At 70.3% G+C, this 18214-nt stretch carries 16 protein-coding genes and 1 tRNA gene; 15 read left to right on the top strand and 2 right to left on the bottom strand.

The annotated features are described in order from the left end of the window. The first annotated feature begins 35 nt into the window (after nt 1-35). The 13 genes from hisI to pyk all read left to right on the top strand — a co-directional run bounded on the left by hisI (nt 36) and on the right by pyk (nt 14787). Nucleotides 36-413 (top strand): phosphoribosyl-AMP cyclohydrolase, encoded by a 378-nt coding sequence (gene hisI, locus ACYVIH_RS20575; RefSeq protein WP_460871412.1) that lies wholly within the window; start codon nt 36-38, stop codon nt 411-413. Then, nucleotides 406-963: a Trp biosynthesis-associated membrane protein gene (locus ACYVIH_RS20570; RefSeq protein WP_460871411.1), complete on the top strand. Its 558-nt coding sequence runs from the start codon at nt 406-408 to the stop codon at nt 961-963. Before hisI ends, ACYVIH_RS20570 begins: the two co-directional genes overlap by 8 nt. A gap of 69 nt (nt 964-1032) precedes the next feature. Beyond that, on the top strand, nt 1033-1230 hold the full coding sequence (locus tag ACYVIH_RS20565) for an HGxxPAAW family protein (protein WP_460871410.1): 198 nt from the start codon (nt 1033-1035) through the stop codon (nt 1228-1230). Nucleotides 1231-1234: 4 nt separating this feature from the next. Next, the gene (locus ACYVIH_RS20560) at nt 1235-1672 is read left to right on the top strand and encodes a DUF2752 domain-containing protein (RefSeq protein WP_460871409.1); all 438 of its coding nucleotides are present in this window, start codon (nt 1235-1237) and stop codon (nt 1670-1672) included. A 111-nt stretch (nt 1673-1783) separates the two neighbouring features. Continuing rightward, entirely contained in the window at nt 1784-2590 is an 807-nt protein-coding gene (gene trpC, locus ACYVIH_RS20555) for an indole-3-glycerol phosphate synthase TrpC (RefSeq protein ID WP_460871408.1), read from the top strand. A 16-nt stretch (nt 2591-2606) separates the two neighbouring features. Beyond that, nucleotides 2607-3869, top strand: a complete 1263-nt coding sequence (gene trpB, locus ACYVIH_RS20550; RefSeq protein WP_460871407.1) for a tryptophan synthase subunit beta — start codon at nt 2607-2609, stop codon at nt 3867-3869. Next, complete coding sequence (gene trpA, locus ACYVIH_RS20545) at nt 3866-4672, top strand: tryptophan synthase subunit alpha (protein ID WP_460871406.1); 807 nt, start codon at nt 3866-3868, stop codon at nt 4670-4672. Before trpB ends, trpA begins: the two co-directional genes overlap by 4 nt. Then, a complete protein-coding gene (locus ACYVIH_RS20540; protein ID WP_460871405.1) occupies nt 4662-5336 on the top strand; it encodes an SCO family protein in 675 nt (224 codons plus the stop codon). Before trpA ends, ACYVIH_RS20540 begins: the two co-directional genes overlap by 11 nt. Next, nucleotides 5333-6217, top strand: coding sequence for a prolipoprotein diacylglyceryl transferase (gene lgt / locus ACYVIH_RS20535; protein WP_460871404.1), 885 nt, complete (start codon nt 5333-5335; stop codon nt 6215-6217). The genes ACYVIH_RS20540 and lgt overlap by 4 nt, the downstream gene beginning before the upstream one ends. 71 nt (nt 6218-6288) lie before the next feature. Continuing rightward, on the top strand, nt 6289-7014 hold the full coding sequence (locus tag ACYVIH_RS20530; protein WP_460871403.1) for a VIT1/CCC1 transporter family protein: 726 nt from the start codon (nt 6289-6291) through the stop codon (nt 7012-7014). Nucleotides 7015-7192: 178 nt separating this feature from the next. Beyond that, the gene (gene gltB, locus ACYVIH_RS20525; protein ID WP_460871402.1) at nt 7193-11713 is read left to right on the top strand and encodes a glutamate synthase large subunit; all 4521 of its coding nucleotides are present in this window, start codon (nt 7193-7195) and stop codon (nt 11711-11713) included. Continuing rightward, on the top strand, nt 11706-13172 hold the full coding sequence (locus tag ACYVIH_RS20520) for a glutamate synthase subunit beta (protein ID WP_460871401.1): 1467 nt from the start codon (nt 11706-11708) through the stop codon (nt 13170-13172). The genes gltB and ACYVIH_RS20520 overlap by 8 nt, the downstream gene beginning before the upstream one ends. Before the next feature lie 166 nt (nt 13173-13338). Continuing rightward, on the top strand, nt 13339-14787 hold the full coding sequence (gene pyk, locus ACYVIH_RS20515; RefSeq protein ID WP_460871400.1) for a pyruvate kinase: 1449 nt from the start codon (nt 13339-13341) through the stop codon (nt 14785-14787). A 115-nt stretch (nt 14788-14902) separates the two neighbouring features. On the opposite strand, the gene ACYVIH_RS20510 is transcribed toward pyk, so the two are convergent. Together ACYVIH_RS20510 and ACYVIH_RS20505 are read right to left on the bottom strand one after the other, a co-directional pair. Continuing rightward, nucleotides 14903-15340: a hypothetical protein gene (locus ACYVIH_RS20510; protein ID WP_460871399.1), complete on the bottom strand. Its 438-nt coding sequence runs from the start codon at nt 15338-15340 to the stop codon at nt 14903-14905. 391 nt (nt 15341-15731) lie between these two features. Further along, nucleotides 15732-15817: transfer RNA gene (locus ACYVIH_RS20505), tRNA-Leu, on the bottom strand. 80 nt (nt 15818-15897) lie between these two features. Between ACYVIH_RS20505 and ACYVIH_RS20500 the strand changes: the two genes are divergently transcribed. Both ACYVIH_RS20500 and ACYVIH_RS20495 read left to right on the top strand, forming a co-directional pair. Beyond that, nucleotides 15898-16515 carry an ANTAR domain-containing response regulator gene (locus ACYVIH_RS20500; RefSeq protein ID WP_460871398.1) on the top strand — a complete coding sequence of 206 codons (618 nt, stop codon included), beginning with the start codon at nt 15898-15900 and terminating at the stop codon, nt 16513-16515. A gap of 239 nt (nt 16516-16754) precedes the next feature. Then, complete coding sequence (locus tag ACYVIH_RS20495; RefSeq protein WP_460871397.1) at nt 16755-18050, top strand: ABC transporter substrate-binding protein; 1296 nt, start codon at nt 16755-16757, stop codon at nt 18048-18050. The last annotated feature ends 164 nt before the right edge of the window (nt 18051-18214 follow it).

Genomic DNA, 18214 nt, shown 5'->3' with positions numbered 1-18214 from the left:
CCCTGCGTGATCAGGGGGTGGGGGATACTGGCGCGGTGACCTCAGCACCCGCCGCCCCCGGCAGCACGGCACTCGACGCGGCCGTGGCCGACCGTCTCAAGCGCGACGCCGACGGCCTCGTGGCCGCGGTCGTGCAGCAGCACGACACCGGCGAGGTGTTGATGCTCGGCTGGATGGACGACGAGGCGCTGCACCGCACGCTGACCACCGGACGGACCACGTTCTGGAGCCGTTCCCGGTCGGAGTACTGGGTCAAGGGGGAGACCTCCGGCCACCGCCAGTGGGTCAAGGAGGTCCGGCTCGACTGTGACGGCGACACCCTGCTGGTCAAGGTCGACCAGGAGGGCGCGGCCTGTCACACCGGCACGCGCACCTGCTTCGACAGCGACCTGCTCACCCGGATCGATGGCTGAGCGCAGCTACGCCACCTCGGTGGTGCTCGGACTGGCCGGGGCCGGGCTCGCGGCCGTCGCCGCGTCCCGTGAGTGGGCGAGCACCCGGGCCGACTCGGCGGGCATCAAGGTGCAGGCCTCGGTCACCGGCGCCGAGTCCCAGCCCCTCGTCCCGGCTCTCGCCCTGGTCGCGCTCGCCGCGTGGGGCGTCGTGCTCGTGATGCGAGGGCGGATGCGCCGGCTCGTCGCGGCCGTCGGGCTGCTCGCGGCCCTCGGCGCCGCCGCCGTCACGCTGCTCGGCCTCGGCACCCTCCAAGACGACGCCCTCCAGGCCGCGGTCGCCCGCGGTGCCACCGGCGACACCTTCGCGACCAACGTCTCCGCGTGGTACTACCTGACCCTCGTCGGCGCGTTCGGCACCGCGGTCGCGTTCGCCGTCGCCGTGCTGCGTTCACCGTCGTGGCCGGCGATGGGCGCCAAGTACGACGCACCAGCCGGCCGGGCCGCCGTGCCGGCCGCCGACGAGGACATGTGGCGGGCGCTGGACGAGGGCCGGGACCCGACCTCCTAGAATGACGCCAGGCACCCGGGACCGTCGGGGCCGCCCCGCACACCCACGTGTCACGAGGAGACCTCAACGATGGCTCACCACGGCAACACCCCCGCAGCCTGGACCGGCGTCACGATCATGCTGATCGGCTGGGTCGTGGGTGGGATCGGCCTGGTCCTGGACAACTGGGTGATGTTCTGGGTCGGTGTGGCCCTGCAGCCGGTCGGCCTGATCGTCGGCAAGATCATGCAGATGATGGGCATGGGCGCGGAGCCCGTGAACCGTTGACCCGATGAGCCTCGCGGCGCTCGATCACGGCGCTCCCGCCGGCCGGCGGGAGCGGGTGACGGCGCCCGCCCTGGTCGCCGGCGCCGTGCTCGGTGCCAGCGTCGTGCTGCACCTGCGTGACCCGGCCCGCTCCGGCAGCTACCTGTTCTGCCCGTGGCTGGTGCTCACCGGCACCAACTGCCCCGGCTGCGGCGGGCTGCGAGCGGTCAACGAGCTCACCCACGGCGACCTCGCCGCAGCGGCCTCCAGCAACCTGCTCTTCGTCGGCAGCATCCCCCTGATCGGCTACCTCTGGGTCCGCTGGTTCGTCGACCGGTGGCGCGGCATCGTCCGGGTCGTCCCGCACCGGCGCGGAGTGGCGGCCGCACTCGCGTTCGCCGGTGTCGCGCTGGCCTTCGCGATCCTGCGCAACCTCCCCGGCCTGGAGTGGCTCGCCCCCTGAGCGGCTCCCGCCCCCCCTCGTTCCTCCATCCGGACCTCCCCACCGCGACCGCTCCGGCGGCGTGAGAGGCTGGGTGGGTCAGTTTCCGGATCCTTCTCTGCGAGGTGCGACATGTCCGTTCTCGACGAGATCGTCGACGGCGTCCGCGTCGACCTCGCCGAGCGCCAGGCCGCCGTACCCCTCGACGAGGTCAAGGACGCCGCCCGCCGCGCCCCCGAGGCGCTCGACCCGATGCCGCGGTTCCGCTCGCCCGGGGTCAGCGTCATCGCCGAGGTGAAGCGCTCCAGCCCGAGCAAGGGCGCGCTGGCCGAGATCGGCGACCCCGCGGCGCTGGCCGCGGACTACGAGGCGGGGGGAGCGGCCGCGATCAGCGTGCTCACCGAGCAGCGGCGCTTCGGCGGCAGCCTCGACGACCTCCGAGCGGTGCGCGCGAAGGTCGGCATCCCCGTGCTCCGCAAGGACTTCATCGTCACCTCCTACCAGCTGTGGGAGGCCCGCGCCGCGGGTGCCGACCTCGCGCTGCTGATCGTCGCCGCGCTCGACCAGGTCGCGCTCGAGTGCCTCGTCGACCGGGCCCAGTCGATCGGGCTGACCCCGTTGGTGGAGGTGCACGACGAGGCCGAGGTCGAGCGGGCCTTGGCGGCCGGAGCAACACTGATCGGTGTGAACGCCCGCAACCTGAAGACCCTCGAGGTCGACCGGGACACCTTCAGCCGGCTGGCCCCTCGCATCCCCGACGACGTGGTGCGGGTCGCCGAGTCCGGTGTCCGCGGGCCCCATGACGTGATCGAGTACGCCCGGCAGGGCGCCGACGTCGTACTCGTGGGGGAGACGCTGGTGCGGGGCACCGACCCGCGCAGCGCGGTCGCCGACCTCGTCGCCGCAGGCGCCCACCCCTCCCTGAAGCAACGCGACTGAAAGTCACCACGCACCCATGAGCGCACTCCCCGACGAGTCGGGTCACTTCGGCCGGTTCGGCGGCCGGTTCATGCCCGAGGCACTGATCGCCGCCCACCAGGAGCTCACCGTCGCCTGGCAGGAGGCGATGGCCGACCCGGAGTTCACCGCCGAGTTCGACCGGATGCTCCGGGAGTACGCCGGCACGCCGAGCCTGCTGTACGACGCCACGAAGCTCAGCGAGGTCGCCGGCGCCCGGATCCTGCTCAAGCGCGAGGACCTCAACCACACCGGCGCCCACAAGATCCGCAACGTGCTGGGCCAGGCGCTGCTCACCAAGCGGATGGGCAAGACCCGGGTGATCGCCGAGACCGGCGCCGGCCAGCACGGCGTCGCAACCGCCACCGCGTGCGCCTACCTCGGCCTGGACTGCGTGATCTACATGGGCGAGGTGGACACCGAGCGGCAGGCCCTCAACGTCGCGCGGATGCACCTGCTCGGCGCCGAGGTGATCGCGGTGAAGTCAGGCTCGCGCACGCTCAAGGACGCCATCAACGAGGCGCTGCGCGACTGGGTCGCCAGCGTCGACAACACCCACTACATGCTCGGCACCGCCGCCGGGTCGCACCCGTTCCCGGCGATGGTGCGCGACTTCTGCCGCGGCATCGGCGACGAAACCCGGGTGCAGGTGCAGGAGCTCGTCGGCCGGCTGCCCGACGCGGTCGCGGCCTGTGTCGGCGGCGGCTCCAACGCGATCGGCATGTTCGAGGCGTTCATCGAGGACCCGTCGGTGCGCCTCTACGGCTTCGAGGCAGCCGGTGACGGGGTGAACACCCCGCGCCACGCCGCCACCATCTGGGCCCACCAGGTGGGCGTGCTCCACGGCGCCCGCACCTACGTGCTCCAGGACGAGGACGGCCAGACGGTCGAGTCGCACTCGATCTCGGCCGGGCTCGACTACCCCGGCGTCGGTCCCGAGCACGCGTGGCTGGCCGACACCGGCCGCGCCGAGTACCGCCCGATCACCGACGCCCAGGCGATGGACGCGATGGCGCTGCTGGCTCGCACCGAGGGGATCATTCCGGCGATCGAGTCCGCGCACGCCGTCGCCGGAGCGATGGACCTGGCGCGTGAGCTCGGCCCGGAGGCGGTGATCGTGGTGAACCTCTCCGGCCGTGGTGACAAGGACATGGCCACCGCCATCGAGTGGTTCGGCCTCGGCCAGACCCGCCCCGACGACGCCGCCGGTGCCGGGCCTGACTCGGCGGCCGGCGAGGGCGCGGGGGAGGTGCAGCTGTGAGCGGCTCCACCCGACCGGCGTTCGAGGCCGCCAGCGCCGAGGGGCGCGCGGCGCTCGTCGGCTACCTGCCGGCAGGCTTCCCCGACGTCGACGGCTCCATCGAGGCGATGCGCACGATGGTCGACAACGGCTGCGACGTGATCGAGGTCGGCCTGCCCTACAGCGACCCCGTCATGGACGGGCCCACGATCCAGGAGGCAGCGCAGCGGGCGCTCGAGGGCGGGGTGCGCACCGCGGACGTGTTCCGGATCGTCGAGCAGGTCGCGGCCACCGGCGCCAAGGTCGTGGTGATGACCTACTGGAACCCCGTCGAGCGGTACGGCGTCGAGCGGTTCGCCACCGACCTCGCCGCGGCCGGCGGCTCCGGCCTGATCACCCCCGACCTGGTCCCCGACGAGGCCGAGGAGTGGATCGCCGCGGCGGACGCCCGCGACCTCGACAAGGTCTTCCTGGTCGCCCCGTCGTCGACCGACGAGCGGCTGGCGATGACGACCGCGGCCTGCCGCGGCTTCGTCTACGCCACCGCGGTGATGGGCGTGACCGGGGCCCGGGCCAGCACCAGTGAGCTGGCCGGCCCGCTGGTGGCGCGCACCCGCGCGGTGACCGACCTGCCGGTCGGCGTCGGACTCGGCGTGTCGAGCGGCGACCAGGCGGCCGAGGTCGCCGGTTTCGCCGACGGCGTGATCGTCGGCTCGGCGTTCGTGCGGCGGCTGCTCGACGCCGGCGCGGACCGTCATGCCGGGCTCGAGTCGCTGGCCGAGCTCACCCGGGAGCTCGCCGCCGGTGTCCGCCGTGGGCGCTGACGCCCGGTCGCGCACCCGACGCCGGGTCGCGGCCCTGATCTCGGCCTCCACGCTCACCGTGCTCGCTGCGTGCGGCGGGCAGGCCGGGGGCACGACGAGCGGGTTCGTGGAGAGCAACCCCGACGGCATGCACGGGGCGGTGCTCACCGAGCAGTACGTCGTACCGGACGTCACGCTGACCGCGACCGACGGATCCGACTTCTCGTTGACGAAGGACACCACCGCACCGATCACGCTGGTGTTCTTCGGCTACACGCACTGCCCCGACATCTGCCAGATCGTGATGGCAGACATCGCCTCCGCCGTCGCCCGGCTCGAGCCCGAGCAGCAGGACCAGGTCGACGTGCTGCTGGTGACCAGCGACCCGGCCCGCGACGACGCGAAGACGCTGCGGACCTACCTCGACCGGTTCAACCCGGAGTTCGAGGGGCTCACCGGGGACCTGGACACGATCGTGAAGGCCGCGAACGCGCTCGGCGTGGCGATCGAGAAGGGCGCGAAGATGCCGTCGGGTGGCTACGAGATCAACCACGGCACGCAGATCGTGGCCATCGACGACCACGACCGCTCGCCGATCGTGTGGACCGAGGGCACGGCCCCCGAGCTGCTGGCCGAGGACCTCGCCGCCCTGCTGGACGAGACAGAAAGCAGCCCCGCATCGTGATCGCAGCCGCCATCCCGAGCCCGGACCAGGGTGTCTGGTACCTCGGGCCGTTCCCGCTTCGCGCCTACGCGCTCGCGATCATCCTCGGCGTCGTGGTCGCGGTGTGGCTGGGGGAGCGGCGGTGGGTCGCCCGGGGCGGACGTCCCGGCCAGGTCAGCGACATCGCGATCTGGGCGGTGCCGTTCGGTCTCGTCGGCGGCCGCCTCTACCACGTGATCACCGACTACCAGCTGTACTTCGGCGAGGGCCGGGACCCGATCACCGCCCTCTACGTGTGGCAGGGCGGCCTCGGGATCTGGGGCGCGATCGCGTTCGGCGCGCTCGGGGCGTGGATCGGTGCCCGGCAGGCGGGTGTGAAGTTCCTCCCGCTGGCCGACGCCCTGGCCCCCGGCATCGCGCTGGCGCAGGCGATCGGCCGCTGGGGCAACTGGTTCAACCAGGAGCTGTTCGGCCGGCCGACCACCCTGCCGTGGGGCCTGGAGATCGACCCCGAGCACCGGCCCGAGGGGTACGGCGACGTGGAGACCTTCCACCCGACGTTCCTCTACGAGTTCGTCTGGAACCTCGGTGTCGCCGGCCTGGTGATCTGGGCCGACCGTCGGTTCCGGCTCGGCTACGGCCGCGCGTTCGCGCTCTACGTGATGGGCTACACCGCCGGCCGTGGCTGGATCGAGTCGCTGCGGATCGACTCGGTGCAGATGAACGACGTACTCGGCCTGCGCCTGAACGTGTGGACCTCGATCGCCCTGTTCCTCGCCGCCGCCGGGTACTTCGTGTGGTCCTCGCGCCGCCACCCCGGCCGTGAGGAGACGGTCTGGCGGCCCGGCTCCGAGCCCGTCGCGGAGGAAGTCACAGGGTCGCCGGACGGTCCCGCGACCTGAGCAGCCGGGGGAGGGTGAGGTGAGGCTCCCCTTCGATGAAATCTCAAGCAGCGCGGGCTAACTTGAGCCCCATGACGCCTCAGGACCCCCACGTTCCCTCCGTCAACCACGAGCACCCCGACGTCACGGGAGGGTGGCTGCGACCGGCGGTCTTCGGAGCGAGCGACGGGCTGGTGTCCAACGTCGCCCTGATCGCCGGTGTCGCCGGCGGCACGCGCGCCGCGGACAGCTCGACCGCCGTGGTGCTCGCCGGCCTCGCCGGGCTGGCGGCGGGGGCCTTCTCGATGGCGGTGGGGGAGTACACCTCCGTGGCCAGCCAGTCCGAGGCCGCGGCCCGGGAGGTGGAGAAGGAACGGCGTGAGATCCTCGCCAACCCCGAGGGTGAGGCGCACGAGCTGGCGGAGATGTACGTCGGGAAGGGGCTCGACGAGAGCCTCGCCCACGAGGTGGCCCGGCAGATCCACCGGGACGTCGACAACGCGGTCGCCGTCCACGCCAGGGAGGAGCTCGGCGTCGACCCCGAGGACCTGGCCTCGCCCTGGCTCGCGGCGATCTCGTCCTTCGTCGCCTTCGCCCTGGGCGCGTTGGTTCCTCTGGTGCCGTACTTCCTCGGCGCCGACACCCTTCTGCCGGGCCTGGTCATCACCCTGATCGCGCTCTTCGGCGCCGGTGCGGTGGTCACCCAGGTCACCACCCGGTCGTGGGTGTACGGCGGGGCGAGGCAGATGTTCCTCGGCGCCGCGGCAGCCGCGCTCACCTACGGCGTCGGTGCCGCGGTCGGTGCGAACCTGGGCTGATCGCACGGCATCGAGCCGCGCCGGAGTGTGATCTTCCCGGCATTCGCAGGGGGTGCCGTCGGCTCCCGATGTTGTACGCTTCAGTCTCCGCCTGGGCCAATGTCGTCCCGCGCATGCACATGACAGCACCGGCGTTGCTCTCGCCGTGCCGGTGGTCACGACGACGGGAGAGTGCCTCATGCAAGCATTCCCGCCGCCCCAGGGGCTCTACGACGGACTTCACGAGCACGACGCGTGCGGTGTCGCCTTCGTCGCAACCCTGACCGGCGTTGCCAGCCACGACATCGTCAGCAAGGCGATCACCGCCCTGCGCAACCTCGAGCACCGTGGCGCCACGGGGGCCGAACCCGACTCAGGTGACGGAGCGGGCATCCTGCTCCAGGTCCCTGACACCTTCTTCCGCGCGGTCGTCGACTTCGAGCTGCCGCCCGCCCGCAGCTACGCCGTCGGCACCGCGTTCCTGCCCGGCGACGAGGAGCAGGTCGCCAAGACCCGCGCCCGGATCGAGGAGATCGCCGCGGAGGAGGGCCTGGCCGTCCTCGGCTGGCGTGACGTCCCCGTCGAGCCGGGCATCCTCGGTGCCACCGCGCTCAGCGTGATGCCGACGTTCAGCCAGCTGTTCGTCACCGCGTCCTCCGGCCGTCTCGTGGGCATGGCCCTGGAGCGGCTGGCCTTCGTGCTGCGCAAGCGCTCGGAGCGCGAGACCGATGTGTACTTCCCGTCGCTGTCCTCGCGCACCATCGCCTACAAGGGCATGCTGACCACCGACCAGCTCGACCGGTTCTACCCCGACCTGCGCGACGAGCGGATGGAGTCCGCGGTCGGCGTGGTGCACTCACGGTTCTCCACGAACACCTTCCCGAGCTGGCCGTTGTCGCACCCGTTCCGGTTCATCGCCCACAACGGCGAGATCAACACCGTCATGGGCAACCGCAACTGGATGCGCGCCCGCGAGGCGCTGCTGGCCAGCGACCTGATCCCCGGGGACCTGGAGCGGCTCTACCCGATCTGCACCCCGGGTGCGTCGGACTCCGCCTCCTTCGACGAGGTCCTCGAGATCCTGCACATGGGCGGTCGCTCGCTGCCGCACGCGGTGCTGATGATGATCCCCGAGGCGTGGGAGAACCACGCCGAGATGGACGAGAAGCGCAAGGCGTTCTACAAGTTCCACGCCTCGCTGATGGAGCCGTGGGACGGTCCGGCTGCAGTCGTCTTCACCGACGGCACGCAGATCGGCGCCGTGCTCGACCGCAACGGCCTACGCCCGAGCCGCTACTGGGTCACCGACGACGGGCTGGTCGTGATGGCCTCCGAGGTGGGCGTGCTCGACATCGACCCGGCGACCGTCGTACGCAAGGGACGGCTGCAGCCGGGCCGGATGTTCCTCGTCGACACCGAGGAGCACCGGATCATCGAGGACGAGGAGATCAAGGCCGAGCTGGCCGCCGACCAGCCGTACGACGAGTGGCTGCACGCCGGGCTGATCCACCTCGACGACCTCCCCGAGCGCGAGCACATCGTGCACACCCACGCCTCGGTCACCCGCCGCCAGCAGATCTTCGGCTACACCGAGGAGGAGAAGCGCATCCTCCTCACGCCGATGGCCAAGACCGGCGCCGAGCCGATCGGCTCGATGGGCACCGACACCCCGATCGCGGCGCTGTCGGACCGGCCGCGGCTGCTGTTCGACTACTTCACGCAGCTGTTCGCACAGGTCACGAACCCGCCGCTCGACGCGATCCGCGAGGAGCTCGTGACCTCGCTGTCGAGCACGATCGGCCCCGAGGCGAACCTGCTCGAGCCGACGCCGGCGTCCTGCCGGCAGGTGGTGCTGCCGTTCCCGGTCATCGACAACGACGACCTGGCCAAGATCCGGCACATCAACCGTGACGGTGACATGCCCGGCTTCATCACCCACGTCTCCCGCGGCCTCTACGAGGTCGAGGGCGGGGGAGAGGCGCTGGCCCGGAGGATCGACGAGATCTGTGCCGAGGTGTCCGCCGCGATCGCAGACGGCGCGCGGATCATCGTGCTGTCGGACCGGCACTCGACCGCGGACCTGGCGCCGATCCCGTCGCTGCTGCTGACCGGTGCGGTGCACCACCACCTGGTCCGGGAGAAGACCCGCACCCAGGTCGGGCTGCTCGTGGAGGCCGGTGACGTCCGCGAGGTCCACCACGTCGCGCTGCTGATCGGCTACGGCGCCGCGGCGGTGAACCCCTACCTCGCGATGGAGAGCGTCGAGGACCTGGCCCGCGACGGCCACTACGTCGACGTCGACCCGGACAAGGCGGTCAAGAACCTCGTCAAGGCGCTCGGCAAGGGCGTGCTCAAGGTGATGAGCAAGATGGGCGTCTCGACGGTCGCGTCGTACACCGGCGCCCAGATCTTCGAGGCGATCGGGCTCTCCCAGTCGCTGGTTGACAAGTACTTCACCGGCACCGTCAGCAAGCTCGGCGGCGTGGACATCGACGTGGTCGCCGAGGAGGTCGCCAAGCGGCACCGCAAGGCCTACCCCGTCGACGGCCTGCCGCCGGCACACCGAGCGCTCGAGATCGGTGGCGAGTACCAGTGGCGTCGCGAGGGCGAGCCGCACCTGTTCGACCCCGAGACGGTCTTCCGCCTGCAGCACTCGACCCGGACCGGGCGCTACGACATCTTCAAGCAGTACACCCAGCGTGTCGACGACCAGTCCGAGCGGCTGATGACGCTGCGCGGGCTGTTCTCCTTCAAGAGCGACCGCCCGCCGGTGCCGATCGAGGAGGTCGAGCCGGTCTCGGAGATCGTGAAGCGGTTCTCCACCGGCGCGATGTCCTACGGCTCGATCAGCAAGGAAGCGCACGAGACCCTCGCGATCGCGATGAACCGGCTGGGCGGCAAGTCCAACACCGGTGAGGGCGGCGAGGACCCCGAGCGGCTCTACGACCCCGAGCGCCGCTCCTCGATCAAGCAGGTCGCCTCGGGCCGGTTCGGCGTGACGGCGGAGTACCTCACGAACTCCGACGACATCCAGATCAAGATGGCGCAGGGCGCCAAGCCCGGCGAGGGCGGCCAGCTGCCCGGCCACAAGGTGTACCCGTGGGTCGCCAAGACCCGGCACAGCACGCCGGGGGTGGGGCTGATCTCGCCGCCGCCGCACCACGACATCTACTCGATCGAGGACCTCGCCCAGCTGATCCACGACCTGAAGAACGCCAACCCGTCGGCGCGGGTGCACGTGAAGCTCGTCGCCGAGGTCGGTGTGGGCACGGTCGCGGCCGGTGTGTCGAAGGCGCACGCGGACGTCGTACTCATCTCCGGGCACGACGGCGGCACCGGCGCCTCGCCGCTGACCTCGCTCAAGCATGCCGGCGGTCCCTGGGAGCTCGGCCTCGCCGAGACCCAGCAGACCCTGCTGCTCAACGGGCTGCGCGACCGGATCGTGGTGCAGGCCGACGGCCAGCTCAAGACCGGCCGTGACGTCGTCGTGGCTGCGCTGCTGGGCGCCGAGGAGTTCGGGTTCGCGACCGCGCCGCTGGTGGTGTCGGGCTGCATCATGATGCGCGTCTGCCACCTCGACACCTGCCCGGTGGGCGTGGCCACCCAGAACCCGGTGCTGCGCGAGCGCTACACCGGCAAGCCGGAGTTCGTGGTCAACTTCTTCGAGTACATCGCCGAGGAGGTGCGTGAGTACCTCGCCGAGCTCGGGTTCCGCTCGCTCGACGAGGCGATCGGGCACGCGGAGATGCTCGACACCCGCAAGGCCGTCGACCACTGGAAGGCGGCCGGGCTGGACCTGACCCCGATCCTGCACGTGCCGGCGCTGCCCGAGGGGGCCGCCCGGCGCAACACCACCGGTCAGGACCACGGTCTCGACAAGGCGCTCGACAACGAGCTGGTCAAGCTTGCCGCCGACGCCCTCGAGCGCGGTGAACCGGTGCGGGCCCAGATCGAGATCCGCAACGTCAACCGCACCGTGGGCACGATCCTCGGCCACGAGGTCACCAAGCGCTACAAGGGCGAGGGCCTCCCCGACGGCACGATCGACATCACCTTCACCGGCTCGGCCGGGCAGTCCTTCGGTGCGTTCGTGCCGCGGGGCGTCACGCTGCGCCTCGAGGGGGACGCCAACGACTACGTCGGCAAGGGCCTCTCGGGCGGCCGGATCGTGGTCCGTCCGGCACGGTCGGCGACCTTCTCCGCCGAGGAGCAGATCATCGCCGGCAACGTGATCGGCTACGGCGCCACGTCGGGAGAGATCTTCCTGCGCGGTCAGGTCGGCGAGCGGTTCTGCGTGCGCAACTCCGGCGCGCTCGCCGTCGTCGAGGGCGTCGGCGACCACGGCTGCGAGTACATGACCGGGGGCACGGTCGTCGTGCTCGGTCCGACCGGTCGCAACTTCGCGGCCGGGATGTCCGGCGGGGTGGCCTACGTGCTGGACCTCGACCGGGGCCGCGTGAACGGCGAGCTCGTCGAGCTGCGCCCGGTGGAGGGCTCGGCTGCAGAGGAGCTGGAGACCGCCGTACGCCGGCACCTGGAGGAGACCGAGTCGCCGGTGGCCGCTGCGCTGCTGGAGGACTGGCCGGCGACGCTGGCGCGGTTCACCGAGGTGATGCCCAGCGACTACAAGAGGGTGCTCGAGGCGCGTGCCGAGGCGCTCGAGGAAGGCCTCACCGAGGACGAGGCCGCGACCAAGATGATGGAGGCTCTCCATGGCTGACCCGAGAGGTTTCCTCAAGCACGGCCGCGAGGTCGCGTCCCGCCGTCCGGTCGAGGAACGCGTCCAGGACTGGAACGAGGTCTACCCCGACGGGGCGGGCCGCTCGCTGCTGCCGATCATCAACACCCAGGCGGGTCGCTGCATGGACTGCGGCATCCCGTTCTGCCACCAGGGCTGCCCGCTGGGCAACATCATCCCGGAGTGGAACGACCTGGTCTGGCGCGACGACTGGGAGGGGGCGATCGAGCGGCTGCACGCGACGAACAACTTCCCGGAGTTCACCGGCCGGCTCTGCCCGGCACCGTGCGAGACCGCCTGCGTGCTCGGCATCAACCAGGACCCGGTGACCATCAAGAACGTCGAGGTCGCGATCGCGGACCGTGCGTGGGACTCCGGCTACGTCCGGCCCCAGCCACCGGAGTGGCTCAGCGGCAAGACGGTCGCCGTCGTCGGCTCCGGCCCGGCCGGCCTCGCCGCTGCCCAGCAGCTGACCCGGGCCGGCCACACGGTGGCGGTGTACGAGCGCGCAGACCGGATCGGCGGGCTGCTGCGCTACGGCATCCCCGAGTTCAAGATGGAGAAGAAGTACCTCGACCGTCGTCTGGACCAGATGAAGCGCGAGGGCACGGTGTTCCGGGCCGGTGTCGAGGTGGGCACGAAGCTCACCGGGCAGCAGCTCAAGGACCGGTACGACGCCGTCGTCCTCGCCATCGGCTCCACCGTGGCTCGTGACCTGCCGGTGCCCGGGCGTGAGCTCGCCGGCATCCACCAGGCGATGGAGTTCCTGCCGCAGGCCAACCGGGTCGCGCTCGGCGACACCGTCGAGGACCAGATCACCGCGACCGGCAAGCACGTGGTGATCATCGGCGGTGGCGACACCGGTGCCGACTGTCTCGGCACCTCGCACCGGCAGGGCGCCACGTCGGTGACGCAGCTGGAGATCATGCCGCGTCCGGGCGAGGACCGTCCGGCGGGCCAGCCCTGGCCGACGTACCCGATGACCTATCGGGTCTCCTCGGCGCACGAGGAGGGTGGCGAGCGGGTGTACTCCGTGTCGACCAAGGAGTTCCTCGGCGACAGCGACGGTCACGTGCGGGCGCTCCGCCTGGTCGAGGTCGAGATGCGCGACGGCAAGCTCACCGAGATCCCGGGCAGCGAGCACGAGATCATGGCCGACCTGGTGCTGTTCGCGATGGGCTTCACCGGCCCGGAGCCGGACGGCCTGGTCTCCCAGCTCGGCGTCGACCTCGACGAGCGCGGCAACGTGGCGCGGGGCAAGGACTACATGTCCTCGGTCGACGGGGTCTTCGTCGCCGGCGACGCCGGGCGCGGCCAGTCGCTGATCGTCTGGGCGATCGCCGAGGGCCGCGCCGCCGCGGCGTCGGTCGACAGCTACCTGACCGGTGCGACCACGCTCCCGTCGCCGATCCCGCCGACCGAGCGCCCGCTGATGGTCTGACGCGTTCACGGCTTTCCCAAGTCGGCTGGGTAAAACCGGACTTGGCGCGGCATATTTGCCATGACAGGTCCGGTTTTCCCACGTTCACTAGGGAAAACTGAGGCGGCGGGACCCCGGCGCCGTGGCGGGTTGGAACGATCAAGTCCAGGACGCTAGGGTCGAGTCCGTGCGTAGAGCAAAGATCGTCTGCACCCTTGGCCCTGCAACCGAGTCGCCGGAGCGGATCCGGGAGCTCGTCGATGCCGGGATGGACGTCGCCCGGCTCAACATGAGCCACGGGACCCACGCCGAGCAGGAGCGTCGCTACAAGCTGGTCCGCGAGGCGTCGGACGCCTCCGGCCACGGCGTCGGCATCCTCGCCGACCTCCAGGGCCCCAAGATCCGCCTGGGCAAGTTCGCCGGCGGTCCGGTCGACCTGGTCGAGGGTCAGGCCTTCACGATCACCACCCGTGACGTGCCCGGTGACGCATCGGTCTGCTCCACGACGTACGACGGTCTCCCCGGCGACGTGAACGTCGGCGACCCGATCCTCATCGACGACGGCAAGGTCCGGCTGGCCGTGACCGCGGTCGAGGGTGCCGACGTGCACACCTCCGTAGTCGTGCCGGGGACGGTCAGCAACCACAAGGGCATCAACCTCCCGGGCGTGGCGGTCTCGGTGCCCGCCCTGTCGGAGAAGGACAAGGACGACCTCCGCTTCGCGCTGCGCCTGACCGTCGACTTCATCGCCCTGTCGTTCGTCCGATCCGCCGCCGACGTCGAGGACGTTCGCGAGATCATGCGGGAGGAGGGCATCTTCCTCCCCGTGATCGCCAAGATCGAGAAGCCCCAGGCCGTCGACAACCTCGACGAGATCATCGACGCCTTCGACGGCGTGATGGTCGCTCGCGGCGACCTCGGGGTGGAGTGCCCGCTCGAGGACGTCCCGGTGATCCAGGCCCGGATCGTCGACGCTGCCCGGCTCAACGCGAAGCCGGTCATCGTGGCGACACAGATGCTCGAGTCGATGATCTCGGCGCCCCGTCCCACCCGCGCGGAAGCCTCCGACGTGGCCAACGCGGTGCTCGACGGAGCCGACGCGGTCATGCTGTCCGGCGAGACCAGCGTGGGTGACTACCCGATCGAGACGGTCGAGACGATGGCCCGCATCATCGCCTCCACGGAGCGCCACGCCCTCGACCGGATGGAGGAGATCAACTGGCAGCCGCACACCCGGGGCGGTGTGATCGCGAAGGCCGCGATCGAGGTGGCCGAGCGGGTCGAGGCGAAGTATCTCGTCGCGTTCACCCAGAGCGGTGACTCCGCCCGCCGCCTCTCGCGGCACCGAGCGCGGATCCCGATCCTGGCGTTCACGCCGGTCGCGGCCGTCCGCTCACAGCTGGCGCTGTCCTGGGGGATCGAGACGTTCAAGACCTCGCCGGTGCACCACACCGACGAGATGGTGCGCCAGGTCGACGAGGCGCTGCTTCAGATCGGGCGCGTCCAGGAGGGCGACCTCGTCGTGATCATCGGTGGCAGCCCCCCGGGTATCCCGGGCTCGACGAACGCCCTGCGCATCCACCGCATGGGCGACGCCATCAACGAGATCGCGCCGGCCTACCGCCGTCCGTCCTGACGTCGCGCGCCGCCCGCAGGCGTACGACGGTCAGCCGGGTGTGCGACGGGTGCGGCCCGGGCAGCGCGGGGCGGTTCCACCGTCGCGTCTCGTGGATCCATGCCCGTCGTGCCCGTCACGTCTTCGGCCCGATCAGCTCGTCGAGCCTCGCGACACCGGCGCGCGTCGACACCGAGATCGTCTTCCAGTTGCTCTGCCTCCACGGGACCCCGGCCAGCTCCAACGCCTCGCAGCACCACCGGCGGAGGTCGGCGGACTTGTTGGTGAACTGCCAGCGTGGGTAGTCGTAGCGCTTCCTCTCCCCGGCCACGACACGAGTGGTCCAGTTGTTCACGCGGCAGCCGTCGGAGTGGAACAGGCCGCGCAGGAAGTCGGCCGGGTGGCTCTCGACGATCACCCGTTGCCACGGCTCCAGCGCCAGCGTGCGCTCGTGCTTGCGTCCCGGTCCGTGCTGAGGGAACAGGCAGGGCCAGTGCTTCCAGCCGACTGTAATGACGATCGCGCCGTTCGTGTGACGGGTGTGCGGGCGGCATCCGGGTTTGACGCGAGTCATGAGGACTGCGATATGGGAGTTGAGGCCGACGTACTGCGCATCGTTGAAGATGTGCAAGCCATAGACACCGCGCCGGCCGAGGTCGATGTGACCGTCGCCGAGCTACCAGCCGAACAGCTCGGCGTAGGCTGATCTGTCGAGTTCGACTCCGTCGCAGCGGGGGCATTTTGCGAGGAGATGTGACTGGTCGCGATTCCGGCCGCGACGTTGGTACTCCCGACGCCACCGCCGGATCGTCTTGACCGCCACGCCGTGCATCTCGGCGTTGAGAGCGTCGGGCATCCCAGCGTCGGAGGCGCGGAGTGCGCTGGCGACGGTCTCATCGGATCGGATGTGCCCCATGTGCCGAGATTGTCAGAGCCGTCCGACAAGAATCCGGTGACGAGCAAGTTGGTGCCGGGTGTGGGATTCGAACCCACACGCCCTTTCGGACAATGCCTTTTGAGGGCATCGCGTCTGCCGTTCCGCCAACCCGGCCAAATTGCGCGGCACCACCGTACCGGATCACACCGACACCGGTGTGCGCGCGTCGACCGTGCAGCACTAGCCTTTGTGACGTGACCGAGCAGCCGACCTCCAGCCCCACCCGTCGCGTCGTGATCGCCGAGGACGAGGCCCTGATCCGGCTCGATCTGGCCGAGATGCTGGGGGAGGAGGGCTACGACGTGGTCGGTCAGGCCGGCGACGGAGAGCGGGCCGTCGAGCTCGCCGAGGAGCTGCACCCGGACCTGGTCGTGCTGGACGTGAAGATGCCCAAGCTCGACGGCATCACCGCTGCACAACGGATCGCCGAGAAGCGGATCGCGCCGGTGGTCATCCTGACCGCGTTCAGCCAGCGTGAGCTGGTCGAGCGGGCGCGGGACGCCGGTGCGATGGCGTACCTGGTCAAGCCGTTCAGCAAGCACGACCTGGTGCCGGCGATCGAGATGGCGGTCAGCCGGTTCGCGGAGCTGCAGATGCTCGAGAACGAGGTCGCCGACCTGACCGAGAGATTGGAGACCCGCAAGCTCGTGGATCGTGCGAAGGGCATCTTGCAGCAGCAGCTCGAGCTCAGCGAGCCGGAGTCGTTCCGGTGGATCCAGAAGACCGCCATGGACCTGCGGCTGTCGATGCGGCAGGTCGCCGAGGGCGTCATCACCCACGGCCCGGGCATCGCGGCGGGCGAGACGAGCTGAGCCGCAGAGCACGTATCCGGAGGTGATCGCCGCGCCGGATCCGCGGCAGCCGGTCCAGCCCACCGGGCAGATCGGGCAGATGGACGCCGACTGGATCACGAATCGGCAACGACCGGGGTGCAATTTCTAATGAGACGCACACCACACCCGGGCTGGGCGCTAGGTTCTCTGCAACCACAAGGACGCAGCGTTCACCGGTGATCCCCGGTCGCTGCACACGCCCTTCAGACGGAGGCTCCATGATTCGCCCTACCCGTGCCTGGCGCGCGGCTGCCGTGCTGGCGACCGCGACGCTCGTGCTGACTGCCTGCGGTGACGACGGCAACGAGACCGACACCGGCTCCGAACCAACTGCCTCGGAGAGCCCCGACACCAGCGAGTCGCCCGTGCAGCAGGGTGACGGCACCCTCCACGTCGGCACGCTGTTGCCGCAGACCGGTGACCTGGCGTTCCTCGGTCCCCCGGAGTTCGCCGGTGTGGACGCGGCGATCCAGGACATCAACGCAGCCGGCGGCGTTCTCGGCAAGGACGTCACCCAGACCAAGGCGGACTCCGGTGACGGCACCCCCGACATCGCGGGCGCGCAGGTGGACAAGCTGCTTGCAGCCAACGCCGACGTGGTCATTGGTGCCGCGGCCTCGGGCGTCTCGCTGTCGGTGATCAACAAGATCACCGACGCCGGCGTCGTGCAGTTCTCGCCCGCGAACACCTCGCCGTCCTTCGACGACCCCGATACCGACCCGAAGAACCTGTACTTCCGGACCGCGCCCTCCGACGTGCTCCAGGGTGCGGTGCTGTCGAACCTGGTGATCGAGGACGGTCACAGCAACGTTGCCATCCTGGCCCGCCAGGACTCCTACGGCGAGCTGCTCGCGAACCAGACCGCCGAGGGCCTCGAGGGCGGCGGCGCGACCGTGGCGGCGAAGATCCTGTACTCCGCCGACGCGACGAACTACACCGCCGAGGTCAACGAGATCGCTGCGGCGCAGCCGGACGCGATCGTGCTGGTGGCGTTCAACGAGACCACGAAGATCATCCCGCAGCTGATCTCGAAGGGTGTCGGCCCGCAGGACGTCCAGATCTACTTCGTCGACGGCAACACCGCCGACTACTCCAAGGACTTCCCGAAGGGCACGCTCGAGGGTGTTCGTGCGACGTACCCCGGTGCTGAGCTGACCGCCGACTTCAAGAAGCGGATGGACGAGGTCGACCCGAACCTCACCAGCTACACCTACGGCCCGGAGTCCTACGACGCCACCATCCTCACCGCGCTCGCGGCGGAGGCTGCCGGCACCGACCACCCGGAGAGCTTTGCTCCCTCCATCATCGAGGTCTCCGAGGGTGGCACCGAGTGCACCACCTTCCAGGAGTGCAAGGACCTCCTGGCCGACGGCGAGGACATCGACTACCAGGGTGTCTCCGGCCCGGTCGACCTCGGCGAGACCGGAAGCCCGACCAAGGCGACGATCGGTATCTTCGAGTACAACGCGAACAACAAGTACGACAACGTGGACTACATCACCGGCGTGATCTGATCCTCGCTGCAGCACGAAGGCCCCGGCGGTGACGCCGGGGCCTTCGTCGTGTCGTACGACGTTCCGAGCAGCTGCCGTACGGCGCGAAGCGGGGACCGTGATGACGCTCAGGTGAATCTCCCCAGTTCTGCTCACTGAATTTCCCCACCCCATGGCCCCATCCG

This window comes from Nocardioides pakistanensis (assembly GCF_054781215.1).
This window is presented reverse-complemented; position numbering and strand designations above follow the sequence as displayed.

What these genes read in the sequence shown, in the direction of transcription:
- ACYVIH_RS20570 (WP_460871411.1), top strand. Translation starts at nt 406, where the DNA reads ATGGCTGAGCGCAGCTACGCCACCTCGGTGGTGCTCGGACTGGCCGGG.
- ACYVIH_RS20565 (WP_460871410.1), top strand. Translation starts at nt 1,033, where the DNA reads ATGGCTCACCACGGCAACACCCCCGCAGCCTGGACCGGCGTCACGATC.
- ACYVIH_RS20560 (WP_460871409.1), top strand. Translation starts at nt 1,235, where the DNA reads ATGAGCCTCGCGGCGCTCGATCACGGCGCTCCCGCCGGCCGGCGGGAG.
- trpC (WP_460871408.1), top strand. Translation starts at nt 1,784, where the DNA reads ATGTCCGTTCTCGACGAGATCGTCGACGGCGTCCGCGTCGACCTCGCC.
- trpB (WP_460871407.1), top strand. Translation starts at nt 2,607, where the DNA reads ATGAGCGCACTCCCCGACGAGTCGGGTCACTTCGGCCGGTTCGGCGGC.
- ACYVIH_RS20530 (WP_460871403.1), top strand. Translation starts at nt 6,289, where the DNA reads ATGACGCCTCAGGACCCCCACGTTCCCTCCGTCAACCACGAGCACCCC.
- gltB (WP_460871402.1), top strand. Translation starts at nt 7,193, where the DNA reads ATGCAAGCATTCCCGCCGCCCCAGGGGCTCTACGACGGACTTCACGAG.
- ACYVIH_RS20520 (WP_460871401.1), top strand. Translation starts at nt 11,706, where the DNA reads ATGGCTGACCCGAGAGGTTTCCTCAAGCACGGCCGCGAGGTCGCGTCC.
- ACYVIH_RS20510 (WP_460871399.1), bottom strand. Translation starts at nt 15,340, where the DNA reads ATGACTCGCGTCAAACCCGGATGCCGCCCGCACACCCGTCACACGAAC.
- ACYVIH_RS20495 (WP_460871397.1), top strand. Translation starts at nt 16,755, where the DNA reads ATGATTCGCCCTACCCGTGCCTGGCGCGCGGCTGCCGTGCTGGCGACC.